Source organism: Candidatus Nitrospira neomarina (assembly GCF_032051675.1).
GTDB classification, from domain to species: domain Bacteria; phylum Nitrospirota; class Nitrospiria; order Nitrospirales; family UBA8639; genus Nitrospira_E; species Nitrospira_E neomarina.
The window spans coordinates 979988-993652 of sequence record NZ_CP116968.1 but is presented as its reverse complement, the minus strand read 5'-3'; the positions used below and the strand labels follow the sequence as shown (position 1 = coordinate 993652).

The window sequence follows — 13665 nt, the reverse complement described above, 5'->3', positions numbered from 1 at the left end:
CTCTGGTCTTTACCCATCAGGAAGCTAGCATAAGGACAGAAGAGATACAAAACTTCATGACAATTCCCTCGACGTCCAATGGGATTACTATCAACTATCAAAGCCTGGAATCTTTAAATCCAGTCAACAACGAGAAGAAACGTACCCAGCCTCGCACACAGACGACCCCTCATAAAAATATCGAACCACCCATGACCATAGATTCACTGAACTCCCAGTTGCGAGACCTTCAAAAAATCGTCGACCAACAGGCTGAGGAAATTCGTCGTCTTCAAGACACCTCCGGTCAATAGATAAATCATGATCCTACCTTCATAGTCCTACCTCCATAGGTTGACGACCTGGAAGACCTCATTCCGGCCATATCATATCGAAACGTCATTGGACACTGGCAATCATCGATTACATAGGTATTCCAGAAACAATATTGGGCTGTTTCTTTTATCCCTTACCACTTATCCGCCGTGTCCGCCCATTTCTCCACATTCAGGGCAATGCATGGGTAATGTGCGTCCATTTTCTCATTCCGCATATCCCCATTACTCCAAATGGCACCATCTCGTACTTGAGTTCAGTCCGAAATTTTCCAGATTGATTTCAAACGGCCGTTTATCTAAACCTGCCAAAAAGTCCCTTGTTTGTATGGGGATGAATAGCAGCCCAGAGCGAGGCGGAGGAACCGAGGCGTGAACGACAATGAAGACCGGGCGCACTGGCCACTAGGGAATCTCACGCCCCAGGAGTTGGCCGAACAGGCATCTCAAGCCGGACTGCAGAAGGCATCGCATATCCAACATGGAGCGGTCAAGTTCGGGGAGGTTTCACAAACGTCATACAGCCAACCACTCTACTTACGAACTGTCTGCTTATTGGGGGAAGCGTGAAAATTGCCAATTGGGGAACCATGGCATCTGAGGAACCCACGGTTCCAATGAGCACGAATTGCGCGATGGCTCGATCAAATTGAAAGCGTCAACCCTTAATTTCCTTCATGGATACGTTGTAAGAAAGCCAAAGAAACTCATCCGGCCAGGGACCCAGATTGAAGGATTTTGTGTACAACAGGGATATCTGCAGGAGGAAAAGCAAAGGAATTCAGTTCATGCTTGTAAACCCAGGCGATCTCTGCGCACTCTAACGCTTGAGGAATGCCCTGAATGATGGAACAGGTAAAAAAATTCAACTCCATCACTTTTTCTGGGTACTGATAATGGAGAGCATGGAACGGAAGAGGCTCACTAATATCCACTCCTAACTCCTCTCTCACCTCCCTGCGCAAGCAATCTTCCAGAGTCTCTCCAACTTCCTTTTTTCCTCCTGGAAATTCCCAAAGTCCCCCTAGATGGGATTCCGGCTTTCTCCTTGCCAAAAGAATCATATCTTTCCGGCAGATGATGGCGGCAGCCACAACAATTGTCGACGACTGTTGCAGATCCCTACCTTTCGTCCGAAGAAACGGTGAGACAAATATTCCTCATTGGACACAATAAACACGTGGGTTTTCTGGCCGTACACATCATAGCCCCAAAATCCATTAACGCCTGATTAAAATCATACCCTTTGCCTCTGGGAATTAGTGTTTCAGAGAGAACCCATAACTCGGTCTTCTGCTTTTTGGCCTCCCCTTTCCCAATAAATATCCGGTGCAATACCCGCATCACGTTAGTGTCTAGAATTGGCGCATCTTTATTAAACGCGAATGATCTGATGGCTCCTGCGGTATAACGACCAATGCCCTTTAGAGAAAGCAGCTCGTCTGCCTTACTGGGAATTATTCCGCCATAACGCTCAATCGTCTCACAGGCAATGCCATGAAGACGGTATGGTCGAATATTGTACCCGAGGGGATACCACGTCCTGCGAATATCATCAGGATGCGCGACCGCTAGATCCTGCAGAGTGGGATATTTCCCAAGAAATTCATGGAACTTCGGTATAACCCGATCCACCTGTGTCTGTTGCAACATGACCTCAGAAACCAGAATTTTATACGGATCACTGGTTCTCCGCCATGGGAGATCCCGCCCGAATTCCCCATACCAGGTCAGGAGGCGTTTCTGAAATTGTGTTTTTTTAGATTTTGGAATTCCCTGAATAGCCTTAGCATGAGGCCCGGATTTTTTTTTACTCTGAGGTTTTATTATCTTCGCCATCAAACAGAATTTTGTTAAGTTTTGATCCTAGCCAAAACAGGATAGGACTTCACCACATTCGCAGTACATTCTCAAGAATTAGAAATTAAACCAAAACATCACTTTTTCCAAACAGCCCACAAAATTTAATCTATTGCATGAGATTCCATGAAACCGCTACATAAATTTTCTAGACAGGGGTCTCTAAGATCGGGTATTGTCCCGCACACTAAGCAGGACCGTTTTGTTCCTTTTCATGTGTCCCCCCATCCACATGTTCCTACTGTTTGAAAAACTGAGGGAATAGACGAGATCCTATGATTTCACAAAATCTTTCTTAGCGGTCAACCTTCAGGAATCCCGGGCCTTTGTCCTACTATGCGGACGAATTCCGGACCAGGAACTGCCCCTCCCCTGCCCCCTCTCAGGGGAACATCAAGATATTTTTCCGTTCACATTTTTTTCCCATTTTCATTCCGTGCCTTCCAGTCCCCACCGTCTTTGACGTGTAGGGATATGTTCAAGGTTCAACATTATATTTCTCCCTAACAACAAACAGGAGGTTTCTTATGCTCCCACACACTATCCCACTTTCCCAATTTTATCCAAATGGAGCCACAGAGATTCAAAAACTTGTCCAAAGCACGGCTGAACTCATTTCCGGATTCTCAAAAAAAGGAGGACCAAACCTAACAGATTATCCTTTGCTGAATACACTCCTTCAACAGTTTTCCCGAGAAAATATACACAAGATCTTTTCCGCTGATCAATTAGGGTTGATTCGAGCAGCTTTTGGAGAAGCCCTTTCACCTGCAACCATTCAGGGTTGGGCGTACCATAAACCGTTAGGTTATGCAGGCGATTACCAAATTATTGAAAAAATTTACAATTACGACACATCCTCGTACCCTCATCTATCTAAGTGGGACGAGTTTTTTCATACCCAAAAAGCACCTAAGGCAGTCAGAAACCGATTGTCTTTCTTCCTGGACCAATTATGGAAAACCAAAATGGAAACTCCATCAACCAGTCATATCCTCAACTTAGCCTCCGGCCCTGGGCGTGATATGTATGAAGCTCTTAAGGTTCTTGGGACATCCAAACTCGAGATTGATTGCGTGGATCAGGACGCACATGCCATCGACTATGCCAAGGATCTTTGCCGTGACTTTCTTTCTCATATTCAATTTACGCACAAAAACGTGTTTCGTTTTTCACCGACCAAAACCTACCATCTGATTTGGTCGGCGGGATTATTTGATTATTTCAATGACAATATCTTCAAGCGAACCTTAAAAAGATTTTTTACTCTTCTCAAACCACATGGAAAAATGGTGATTGGGAATTTCACCACTGAGAATCCCAGTCGCGGCTATATGGAACTTTTTAAATGGGATTTATTTCATCGAAGCCAAATGCACCTTCGAAGGCTTGCCCAGGAATGCGGGTTTACTGAGAATCAAATCCGTATTGAACAAGAACCGGAAGGGGTCAACCTATTTTTGGTAATCACAAAGAATTAACCAGAAATGAAAGGCCATCCCTCCTATTCACATCGCCCGGGAGCATGGTATTTTCAGGGACAGTGGTCATAGAAATAGAAAATGGGGGAATCCGTCACCAAGAGGATTCCCCCGTTCTTAACGAACATTTATGCAAATGCCAAGGCACCCACCTTGGCCAAACCTTATGATGTCGTCTTCTCTAAAACGGAATGAAGGACCACACTGAGATCCACAAGGTTAAAAGGCTTGGCTACTCTACCCTTGAAACCATATTCCTGATAATTGGCAAGGACAGGGTCATTCGAATAACCACTTACCACAATAGCTTTGACTTGGGGGTCTATAGTTAAGAGCCGGCTGATGACTTCCTTTCCTCCTAGCCCGCCAGGTATGGTTAGATCAAGGATGACGGCTGAAAATGGGGAACCCATTTCTCTTGCCTCACAAAAATTCCTCAAGGCTTCGTCTCCGTCTTTGGCTGCTTGGTAGCTGTAACCACAGGTTTCCACCATCTCACCAAGAACCTTTCGTATTTGGATTTCATCATCCATGATCAGAATTTTGCCTTGTCCCACTTTCACGCTCCGCTCCGGCAATTCTGGAGACATTTCTTGAATGGGAGTAGCGGGTAAAAATAAAGAAAAAGTACTACCTTCACCGAGTGCGGACTTCACAGCCAACAATCCGCCATGATTCCTCACAATGGAATAAGACGTCGCAAGTCCTAACCCTGACCCTGTGGACTTGGTCGTAAAATAGGGATCAAATATTTTTTCTAGATTGTCCTTTGAAATTCCAATCCCATTGTCAATGAAGCGGATTTCAATCCAATCCTGAGCATGCGAACTCATTGCTCCCAAACCCGATAGTTCAACCCCATCTCCTGTAACATTGTGAGCTTGAATGATACATTCCCCTCCCTCCTCCATCGCCTGCCTCGCATTGATCACAAGATTATGAATCACCTGGCAAATTTGGCCTGCATCAATTGTGACCGGCCACAATTCATCGGAAATGTTAAAGATTGGACGGACATTCGAGCCCGCGAGCACCAACCGGACATTCTCATACAAGATCTCTTTTAAGGAAACAGTCTTTTTTACCGGGGCCCCGCCCTTAGAAAAAGTCAGGAGTTGCCTCGCAATATCTTGTGCTCTCAAAGAGGCATGTTCGGCCTCAGAAATCCGAGTAAATAACGGGTTGGATGAGTCCAGGGTATATTTCGCCAATGACAGTTGGCCTAAAATAGCTGTGAGCAGATTATTGAAGTCATGGGCAAGTCCTCCGGCCAAGAGCCCAAGTGATTCGAGCTTTGCCCCCTTCAACCGCTCTTCCTCCCATTTCTTTCTTTCCGTCACATCCTGAGCTATCCCAATGATCCGATGAATTCTCCCTGATGAATCCTTCACCGGAAAGGTTCGGTTGTGGATCCAGCGTAGCTCATGGTGACCAGTGACGATTCGATATTCAATATCCAGGCCTTTCGCATCAATTCTCTTTAAAAACAAATTTTCCACCTTGGCCTGATCTTCCTGAAAAACGATGCTCAACCAATCAAAGGGATTATTCATGAGCTTTTGAGGATCCCCACCCCAAAGTCGTTGATAAGCAGGACTCACATAAACTATTTGCTGTAGGTCTACATCCCAGATCCAAAACACACTATCCACCGTTTCGGCCAGTTGGCGAAATTTTTCATCACTGTCTTTGAAAGCTAACTCAGCCATTCGAACGTCTGTCACATCACGACAGATCAACAAGACGGTTAAAATTTGTCCACCGATAGTAGGCTCCGGACAAAATCGTATTTCAAAATTTTTCAGTCCTTTTCCAGTAGGATGGGAAATCTCGAGGGATTCTGATGTCCCCTTTTTACAAACCGATTGAATTTTCTCTTCAAACACACCTGCGACCTTTTGAGAGACCCCTAACTCAATGAGTTGTTTCCCCAAATATTTTTCTGGGGGAACTGGGTCAACGCTATCCCACCACCGATTTAAATACATCACACGGTTCTTACGATCAAAGCGTCCAATTATATCGGGAAGATTACCGGTCAAAGATTGAAGCTCCCGGTCCCATCGCTGCAATTCCTCTCTGATATGTTGGTGATCAGAGATCTCGATTAACGCCCCGTGACAGATCATTTCATTTTCGACGCTTCCCTGAGACATCACACTATTTTCTTGAACCCAAACCACTCGATTTCCTTGACCGAGCATCCGATATTCTAACCGAATAGTGACAGGCAATTGGGTGTGCTTCTCCCAAGCTCTCAAAAACAGATTCCGATCGTCCGGATGAATCCGACAAAAAAACGCTTTAGAATCTTGGGAGAGTTGCTCAGGAGTTAGGCTTAGCAATGAATAAACGTACGGACTCACAAACTCAAAATTCCGATCAATCCCCTGTTGAGTGCACTGATAAACAACCAGTGGTACGTGGTCAAAGACAGAACGCTCATTTTGAGAGAAGCTATTCATAGAGGAAGAATGACGCAATTCAACTACCGACCTGACTCGGAGGGAGTCAGCACCCAACCTCCAGGATTCTACCAATTCTTTCTACGAAAAAGGATGGCCAGCGTCTGGGGTTACCTTCACCTGCTCAAGAGGAATGGCGGGGTTACGAAAAGAAGTCAGGGAATACTCATTGCCATGGGGTAGACTGACGGGCAGTTGGATTTGAAATCCAAGAATGCCACGCTCATTGGTCAAAAGCTGAAGACGTCCAGAATGACGTTGAATAATTTGATGTGCAAGGATTAATCCTTGCGTGGCGGAAGGGTCAGGTTCATCAATGAAGCAATTATCAAAGTCCCACTCCTCTATTGAAACCAGCTTAGAATCCATTGATGTTTTTTCAGCTTTCCACCACACCGAAACTTGAAGCCATTTTTGCCCAAAAACCTGTCGATCAGCTTCTGTTTCTATTCGCAAAGTTCCAGACAAATGCGAGGGGTCCTTTAAGAGAAATAACAGGCCATTGAAAATGGCCTGCATGAGCCCTTGGCGATCTACAGAGACCATTGGAACATCTGGACTAAATATCTTCTCAATCATCGTCTTATGGTAAGAAGGATTGCTCGCTACAAACAAAAGACAGGAATCAATGATATCGTGGATATGGGCTTTTGCATTTAATGATCCCGATAAGGGCTTGACATATTCCCTGATCTCTTTTGTTAGGGCTTCTATCTTCGCAAGATCTTCTCCGACTATACGATGAAGCCTATCCATAAATTCCCCGTCATGCCGTCGCATTTCAGCTACTTGAACAAAAGCTTTAATCGAGACTAATGGACTATGAAGTTCCTGAGTCAATCCATTGGCCATGGCCTCAAGCGACCGCAGTCGATCCACTTGGCAAAGCAAATTTTGGGACCGGTGAATTTCTTCGCGCAAAATAGCATTTTCTAAAGCTAAGGCAGATTCCTGAATAATTGTATTCCAAAATGTTTTTCCACCCATCATCCGAACAGCTTCACTCGATGTAGGGCCAAGCGCCAAAACACCTAATAATTGGTTATTCCCAAAGATCGGATAGAACAGCTCTAATCCGGCATCTTCTAATATTTCGGCCATACGGCTCTCGCCTTCATTGGAATCTAACCCTTTTAATTCCCCAATGGAGACTTTTGCCTGCGTAAATAGTAATAATTGTGGCAGATTATCGGAGATAGCCCATCCATTCTGGATAACAGGATGATCAGGAGAAAATCCGAAATTTGAAACGGCCCTATACCGATTTTCTTCAACTTGCAAAACAAAGATTGCGGCCTTCGATGCTCCAGCACTCCTTCCAACCGTTTCTAGAATCGCCTGGCCCAAATCCTGAATATTATGCATGCTAGCGACTTTTGAAGAAAATCTGGAGAGAGCTTGAGTCCTCAATTCCCGGCCCTTGAGTATGGTTCTCGCGACCGCCCCCTTCGTTCCCACTTTCATCTGATAAACACCCACAACCGTCATGAGATGGAGCACAAGTTGCACGACGGAAAACCGGACATTAATGGCACCCAGGAGGGATTTCTGGGCCAGTAGCAGCATCGGATACACTGGTTGTGAGACAAACAATAAAATAGCAAAATAGGACAATCCTTTTTCAACATACACTGAAAATTCCAACCAGTGAAATCGCAACAAGGTATAGGCTACGATTGAAATATATACGGCAAAGCCAATAGTCCCGTAGGGTAATATTTCAATCCCATACCACAAGGGATAATTAGTAGCCCCACCTATGTATCCGATTGCAGAGCCTATGAGGAGATACAAAAATTGCCTTCGACGCAATCCCCTTTCCTTGGCAAAGGCTTGAATAAGAAGAAGATGGGCAAAGATTACAAGACCGATCCACCAAATCAGACAAAAATGAAAGACCAGGCCAGGCACACCCCAAAACGGAAATACGGAAATTTGGCGAACACCTTGAATAAAGAAAGGTGTGAAATCGGCAAGAAGGAATACCCCTCCCACAAGGTAATTCCATTTAATGGTGGTATGATAAATCTTCTCTTTCTTAAGTAAATACAAAACATGATGCAGAAATGTAATGGGAATAAAGATAGCCCCTGCCATTAATATGCGAAGATTGAGGAGGGCAAAAAACTCGGAATCCGCTATTTGCCAGGCAAAATAACCAAAACTCCATAAGGCAGTGGCGATTCCAAATAACCCAAAGGTCCAATGCCTGGGATCCTTTGGAGCGCGGAAGTAGACAAAGGACGCCAATCCGCTAGCGGCCAACCCATTCAACAATCCACTGATGGCAAAGAATTCCACGGGCTTCGTGTTTTTGACGAAGGAGTATTAACTTACGGATTCCACACTTGGAAAAAGTTCATCATGTCAAAAAAGGCCGCACCAGCCTAGAAGGGGTTTACTTTGATTATGAACCGTAACCTGAATGGCCAAAATGGTCAAGTTTTCCCATTTTGATTGTCTTCGGACTTCTTAGGCTCTTTGGTATCGTGAAAGATGGCCTTGCGATCTTGGTGCCTGACTACTGGCCGCCATTCGGCCTTTCAGAATTCACCCTCTTACTTACCCGTTGGTTAGGGAAAGGCAGGGGGCACATGGCTTTCATTTCGCACTCGGGAAGGTTGTAAAAAATTTGAATGCCGGGTGGGCTTTTAGAGGTGCAAGAGGTCGTAGGAAGACAGTTGAATCAAATTTGAAAGGGTCTGCTGATGATGAGGAAGGTTATTTGCTGAACGATCAATCAACACGGCATGGAGACCAGCCTGTTGAGCCCCCTGGAAATCCTCAATAGGATGATCTCCCACATGAAGTGCTTCTTGAGGGATCACCATATGTTCATTGAGGGCATGAGCAAAAATATTTTTGGCTGGCTTGGCAGACCCGACCAAACTGGAAATGGTCACAGAATCAAAAAACGTGCTGAGACCAAGCCCACGCGAAACCTGAAAAAACCGACTATCAAAATTGGAAATAATTCCGAGTTCAAAGCCTTGCCCCTTCAATTCAGCTAATGTTTCGAGTGTTTCAGGAAACAGCTCCCAATGGATAGGTTTCCCAAACGCCTCGAATACCTCCTCAAAAAAGTCGTCAAATCCTTCGAACATCCCCACTCGATAAAAAACGGCATGCACAACATCAAACCACCACAACCGCTCGCACTGTTTGAGTTTTTCCGGCCGCTCCACCGAGAAAATCGGAAGAGGCATGTCTTTCATGGTTTGCTTGAATGCGGCATTCAATGCATGTTGGGTGTGTTCGGTGTCTGGGACCCCGTATTTTTTGGCATACGTTAAATAGACCTCCCCTACCGATCCCTTCACATCAAACAAAGTCCCTACGGCATCAAAAAAAATGACTTTTATGGGGGAGGAACTCATACAATAAATGAGGAGAGAAGAGGATTATGGGGGTAGGGGCCGATGACCTCCTATCCTCTGCCCCCAAAAAACCTTGTAGGTTCGTTCGATCAAACGAAAATCATAAGGATAGAAATTCAAGAAGAGAAATGAGGCTCTATGGAATGAAGACCACGGTCTCAAAAAAACCGGTTCTTATTTCTTTTTGCCCTTTTCGCGCCGGGCCACTTCTAAACCTTTTACCCGCTGTTGGTTTTTTCGATGTTTTCTTCGCAGATCACGATCTTTTTGCCGACCACGTGGCATGGGTTATTCTCCTGAGTAAATTGAAAATTTTAAGAATTTTAATAGGATTTGTTTTTACCACAGGCATCATAGGAGGAACAAGAGGTCGTATTGCGGGCCTGTAGGGCCCGTGATAACATCGAAGACTTTTTTTGCCAATTCCCAACACCCTATCAACAACAGTATGTCATCGTCACAGTTAGAAAAAACCTACAATCCTCATGAAGTCGAGCAGAGGTGGGGGTCCTATTGGATGGAGCACAATCTCTTCCAGCCTGACCTCGGAAACCAATCTCAATCATTTTGCCTGGTCATTCCTCCGCCCAATGTCACCGGATCACTCCACATCGGCCATGCCCTCAATACGACCATCCAGGACATTATCGTTCGATGGCGACGTATGCAGGGACTAAAGACTCTTTGGGTTCCCGGGACAGACCATGCAGGGATTGCGACCCAAAATGTAGTCGAGCGGCAACTCGCGCAGGAAGGTCAGTCACGAGAGCACGTCGGGCGCTTGGCCTTCATCGACCGGGTCTGGAAGTGGAGACACCAATCGGGAGATACTATTCTCGAACAATTAAAACAGTTAGGAGCCTCCTGCGATTGGTCTCGTCTTCGGTTTACCATGGACGAAGGACTTTCCCGGGCTGTTCGAGAGGTGTTTGTTCGTCTGTACGAGGAAGGACTTATTTATCGAGGCGAACGTTTAATAAATTGGTGCCCGCGCTGCCTGACAGCCCTGTCCGACATTGAAGTCGAGCACGAACCAATTAAGGGAAAGCTTTATCACATTCAGTATTTCCTCGCTGACGAACCAACCCAATTCCTCCTGGTGGCCACCACCAGACCCGAGACCGTTCTGGGAGATACCGCAGTGGCTGTCCACCCTGAGGACCCTCGCTATCAGCAGTATATTGGCAAAGAAGTTCGCGTCCCGTTGACGACACGAACCATTCCCATTTTAGCTGATCCAATATTAGTTGACCGGGAATTTGGAACCGGAGCCGTCAAAATTACACCTGCACATGACTTTAATGACTTTGAAGCCGGCGAGCGACACGGTCTTCCGCGCCTGTCCATACTCGATTTCCAAGCTCGAATGAGCCCATCAGGACTTCAGGAAGCTCAAACAGACTCCAGACTTCAAACCATACTCAACCTCAAGTCAGTCCAGGAAGCCCGCAACATAGTGATAGAAGCTCTGGAGAAACAAGAACTTCTCTTAAAGGTTGAAGATCACGCCATGGCCATCGGGAAATGTTATCGATGTAAAACTGTCGTCGAACCCTATCTTTCACCCCAATGGTTCGTCAAAATCCAACCTTTGGCAATTCCTGCCATCCAAGCGGTCGAAACCGGAAACATTCGAATTATTCCCGATGGATGGAAAAACAATTATCTGGGCTGGATGCGCCAGATCAAAGATTGGTGCATATCTCGCCAAATCTGGTGGGGACATCAAATTCCCGCCTGGTACTGTCGAACCTGCAACAAGGACAAGTTCCTCCAAACTAGCCAGATTCGCGGAACTCATAGCGACAATTTGATTCCTTCCGACATCACAATGAGCTGCTTTATCACCCCCGATGCACAACCCATTGTCTCGAGAACTCCACCACAATCCTGTCCAGCATGCGGCGGGACCGACCTTTTTCAAGACCCTGATGTATTGGATACCTGGTTTTCATCGTCCCTCTGGCCATTTTCTACCCTCGGTTGGCCGGAAGACACAGAAGACTTTAAATCATTTTACCCAACAGCAACCTTAGTCACCGGACTGGACATTCTCTTTTTTTGGGTTGCCAGAATGATCATGATGGGTCTGAAATTTACTGGGGATGTCCCATTCCGTGATGTGTACATTCACGCCCTGGTTCGAGACGCGGAGGGTCAGAAGATGAGCAAATCCAAAGGAAATGTGATTGATCCCCTAACCAAAATGCGCCAATATGGAACGGATGCCCTGCGGTTTACCCTGGCCTCAATGGCCTCTCCTGGCCGGGACATTAAACTGGCCGAGGAACGCATTGAAGGATATCGAAATTTTGTCACAAAGCTCTGGAATGCCGCACGATTTATTCATCTTTATGCGGACGGACCGCGGTCATCACTCGCAGCGGAGTTCCGCCCTTTTCCAGATCGATGGATTCTCAGCCGACTGAACCATACGATCCGTGAAGTGAGCAATGCCTTTGAAGACTATCGCTTTGATCAAGCCGCCTCTGCTCTCTATCAATTCATCTGGCATGAATATTGTGATTGGTTCATAGAACTCGCCAAACCCTGCCTCCAACAGGAAACCCATCCTGACGCGCCGGTCACCCGCCAGACACTCTTGGAATCATTTGAAATCATCCAACGGCTGTTACATCCTGTGATGCCATTTATTACCGAAGAAATATGGCAATCCTTCCCGCACGAAGGGCCATCAATCATGACGCAACCCTTTCCTTCTGCAAAACCGGAATGGGTCAATGCGGAAGCCGAACAGGCTTTTTTATTTCTCCAAGCGTTCGTCAACACGGCAAGAACCGGGCGAGCCTTCCTGAATATTTCCTCCGCTCAAACTCCTTCGATCTATGGAGCGAGCACCGAGGTCAATGACACGGCCATTCTGACCTTTCTTGCGCCCTATATCGAGTCAATTCTCCGCTCATCGGTCATCACAGACCAGGGCATCCCTTCTCTCCGTACATTACAATTGCCTTCTGGTCATTTCAGCACCATTGGCATCCCGGTTCCCAATGAGATTGACCTTCATGAAGTAGTCAAAAAAATTCAGAAACAAATAGGAGAAAAAGAGAAGGAAGTGCAGCGCCTTGGCAGTCGGTTATCCTCTTCTGAATTCAGGCAGAAAGCGGAGCCTTCCGTAATTCAGGAATCAGAAGACCGCCGTACCAAGCTGATCGATGAGTTGGGAATTCTGAATATGACCGAACAACAACTGGTTTCGATGACGACCTGATGGGTGCATCCTCTCTCGCCTCGCCTCCTCCCCTTTTCTCCATCCGGCGCGTAATCAGCGCTGCGCTGGAAGAGGACCTTGCCTACGGAGACCTGACCTCAACCCTTCTCATTCCACCAACTCTATTAGCTCGCGCCGACATCATCGCAAAAGCCCACATGATCGTGGCAGGTGTGGCCGTTGCCAGGGAAGTTTTTCAGTCAGTCGATTCAACCCTTGAACTTACCACTCATGCTGGCGATGGAAACATGGTGCGCCCGTCAACCACTATCCTGAGCATAAAAGGAAAGGCGCAATCGCTCCTTCAAGGCGAACGAATCGCCCTGAATTTCCTCCAACGGCTTTCGGGAATTAGCACGCTCACCCATCGGTTCTGTGAGGCTGTTCGTGATTTTCCAGTCGCTTTAGTGGACACACGAAAAACAACGCCGGGACTCCGGGCCTTAGAAAAATGGGCCGTCCGCCTTGGCGGGGGTAAAAATCATCGCTTCTCACTCCATGACGGCATTCTCATTAAAGATAATCACTTGATGGTTATGGCATCCCAACGGATGAACATCACCCAGACTTGTTTATGGGCCAGGCAACATGCCCCGCATGGCCTTCAAATTTGCGTGGAAGTCGAAACAATTGCGCAGGTCCGACAGGCCTTGAAGGGAAAAGCCGATGTCCTTTTATTGGATAACATGACCCCCAATCGTGTCAGACAGGCCATTGACATCATCCAAAAGCAGGCCCTAGTGGAAGTATCGGGAGGTATGACCTTGGACAATGTTCGAGATATGGCAGAAGCCGGACCGGATTTCATCTCGATTGGGGCACTCACACATTCCGCCCCATCCATGGACCTCTCCATGGAGATCGTTCCTCTCCGAACAAAAAGACGTCCTCAAAAGCGCCAATCATGAGACTGGTTTTCCTCTAACCCCCTGACTA

Annotated in this window: 11 protein-coding genes; 6 read left to right on the top strand and 5 right to left on the bottom strand. The window is 46.5% G+C overall.

Annotated features, from left to right (window positions below; genetic code table 11):
* Window positions 1-56 precede the first annotated feature (56 nt).
* Together PQG83_RS04425 and PQG83_RS04420 are read left to right on the top strand one after the other, a co-directional pair.
* Entirely contained in the window at window positions 57-293 is a 237-nt protein-coding gene (locus PQG83_RS04425) for a hypothetical protein (protein ID WP_312747245.1), read from the top strand.
* Window positions 294-686: 393 nt separating this feature from the next.
* The gene (locus PQG83_RS04420) at window positions 687-884 is read left to right on the top strand and encodes a hypothetical protein (protein ID WP_312747243.1); all 198 of its coding nucleotides are present in this window, start codon (window positions 687-689) and stop codon (window positions 882-884) included.
* Window positions 885-1021: 137 nt separating this feature from the next.
* On the opposite strand, the gene mutT is transcribed toward PQG83_RS04420, so the two are convergent.
* Entirely contained in the window at window positions 1022-1408 is a 387-nt protein-coding gene (gene mutT / locus PQG83_RS04415; RefSeq protein ID WP_312747240.1) for an 8-oxo-dGTP diphosphatase MutT, read from the bottom strand.
* A gap of 28 nt (window positions 1409-1436) precedes the next feature.
* On the bottom strand, window positions 1437-2153 hold the full coding sequence (locus tag PQG83_RS04410) for an A/G-specific adenine glycosylase (RefSeq protein WP_312747237.1): 717 nt from the start codon (window positions 2151-2153) through the stop codon (window positions 1437-1439).
* A gap of 548 nt (window positions 2154-2701) precedes the next feature.
* On the opposite strand from PQG83_RS04410, the gene PQG83_RS04405 reads away from it, so the two are divergent.
* Window positions 2702-3655 (top strand): class I SAM-dependent methyltransferase, encoded by a 954-nt coding sequence (locus PQG83_RS04405; RefSeq protein ID WP_312747234.1) that lies wholly within the window; start codon window positions 2702-2704, stop codon window positions 3653-3655.
* 164 nt (window positions 3656-3819) lie between these two features.
* Here PQG83_RS04405 and PQG83_RS04400 read toward each other — a convergent pair whose 3' ends face one another.
* The 3 genes from PQG83_RS04400 to PQG83_RS04390 all read right to left on the bottom strand — a co-directional run bounded on the left by PQG83_RS04400 (window position 3820) and on the right by PQG83_RS04390 (window position 9497).
* Window positions 3820-6120 (bottom strand): hybrid sensor histidine kinase/response regulator, encoded by a 2301-nt coding sequence (locus PQG83_RS04400; protein ID WP_312747231.1) that lies wholly within the window; start codon window positions 6118-6120, stop codon window positions 3820-3822.
* Window positions 6121-6201: 81 nt separating this feature from the next.
* Complete coding sequence (locus tag PQG83_RS04395; protein WP_312747228.1) at window positions 6202-8421, bottom strand: histidine kinase N-terminal 7TM domain-containing protein; 2220 nt, start codon at window positions 8419-8421, stop codon at window positions 6202-6204.
* Between the two features lie 350 nt (window positions 8422-8771).
* The gene (locus tag PQG83_RS04390; RefSeq protein ID WP_312747225.1) at window positions 8772-9497 is read right to left on the bottom strand and encodes an HAD-IA family hydrolase; all 726 of its coding nucleotides are present in this window, start codon (window positions 9495-9497) and stop codon (window positions 8772-8774) included.
* A 143-nt stretch (window positions 9498-9640) separates the two neighbouring features.
* On the opposite strand from PQG83_RS04390, the gene PQG83_RS04385 reads away from it, so the two are divergent.
* The 3 genes from PQG83_RS04385 to nadC are packed head-to-tail and all read left to right on the top strand — an operon-like array spanning window position 9641 to window position 13637.
* Window positions 9641-9886, top strand: coding sequence for a hypothetical protein (locus tag PQG83_RS04385; RefSeq protein ID WP_312747222.1), 246 nt, complete (start codon window positions 9641-9643; stop codon window positions 9884-9886).
* 59 nt (window positions 9887-9945) lie between these two features.
* Window positions 9946-12729 carry a valine--tRNA ligase gene (locus PQG83_RS04380; RefSeq protein ID WP_312747221.1) on the top strand — a complete coding sequence of 928 codons (2784 nt, stop codon included), beginning with the start codon at window positions 9946-9948 and terminating at the stop codon, window positions 12727-12729.
* Window positions 12729-13637 (top strand): carboxylating nicotinate-nucleotide diphosphorylase, encoded by a 909-nt coding sequence (gene nadC, locus PQG83_RS04375; protein WP_312747220.1) that lies wholly within the window; start codon window positions 12729-12731, stop codon window positions 13635-13637. Before PQG83_RS04380 ends, nadC begins: the two co-directional genes overlap by 1 nt.
* Window positions 13638-13665 lie beyond the last annotated feature (28 nt).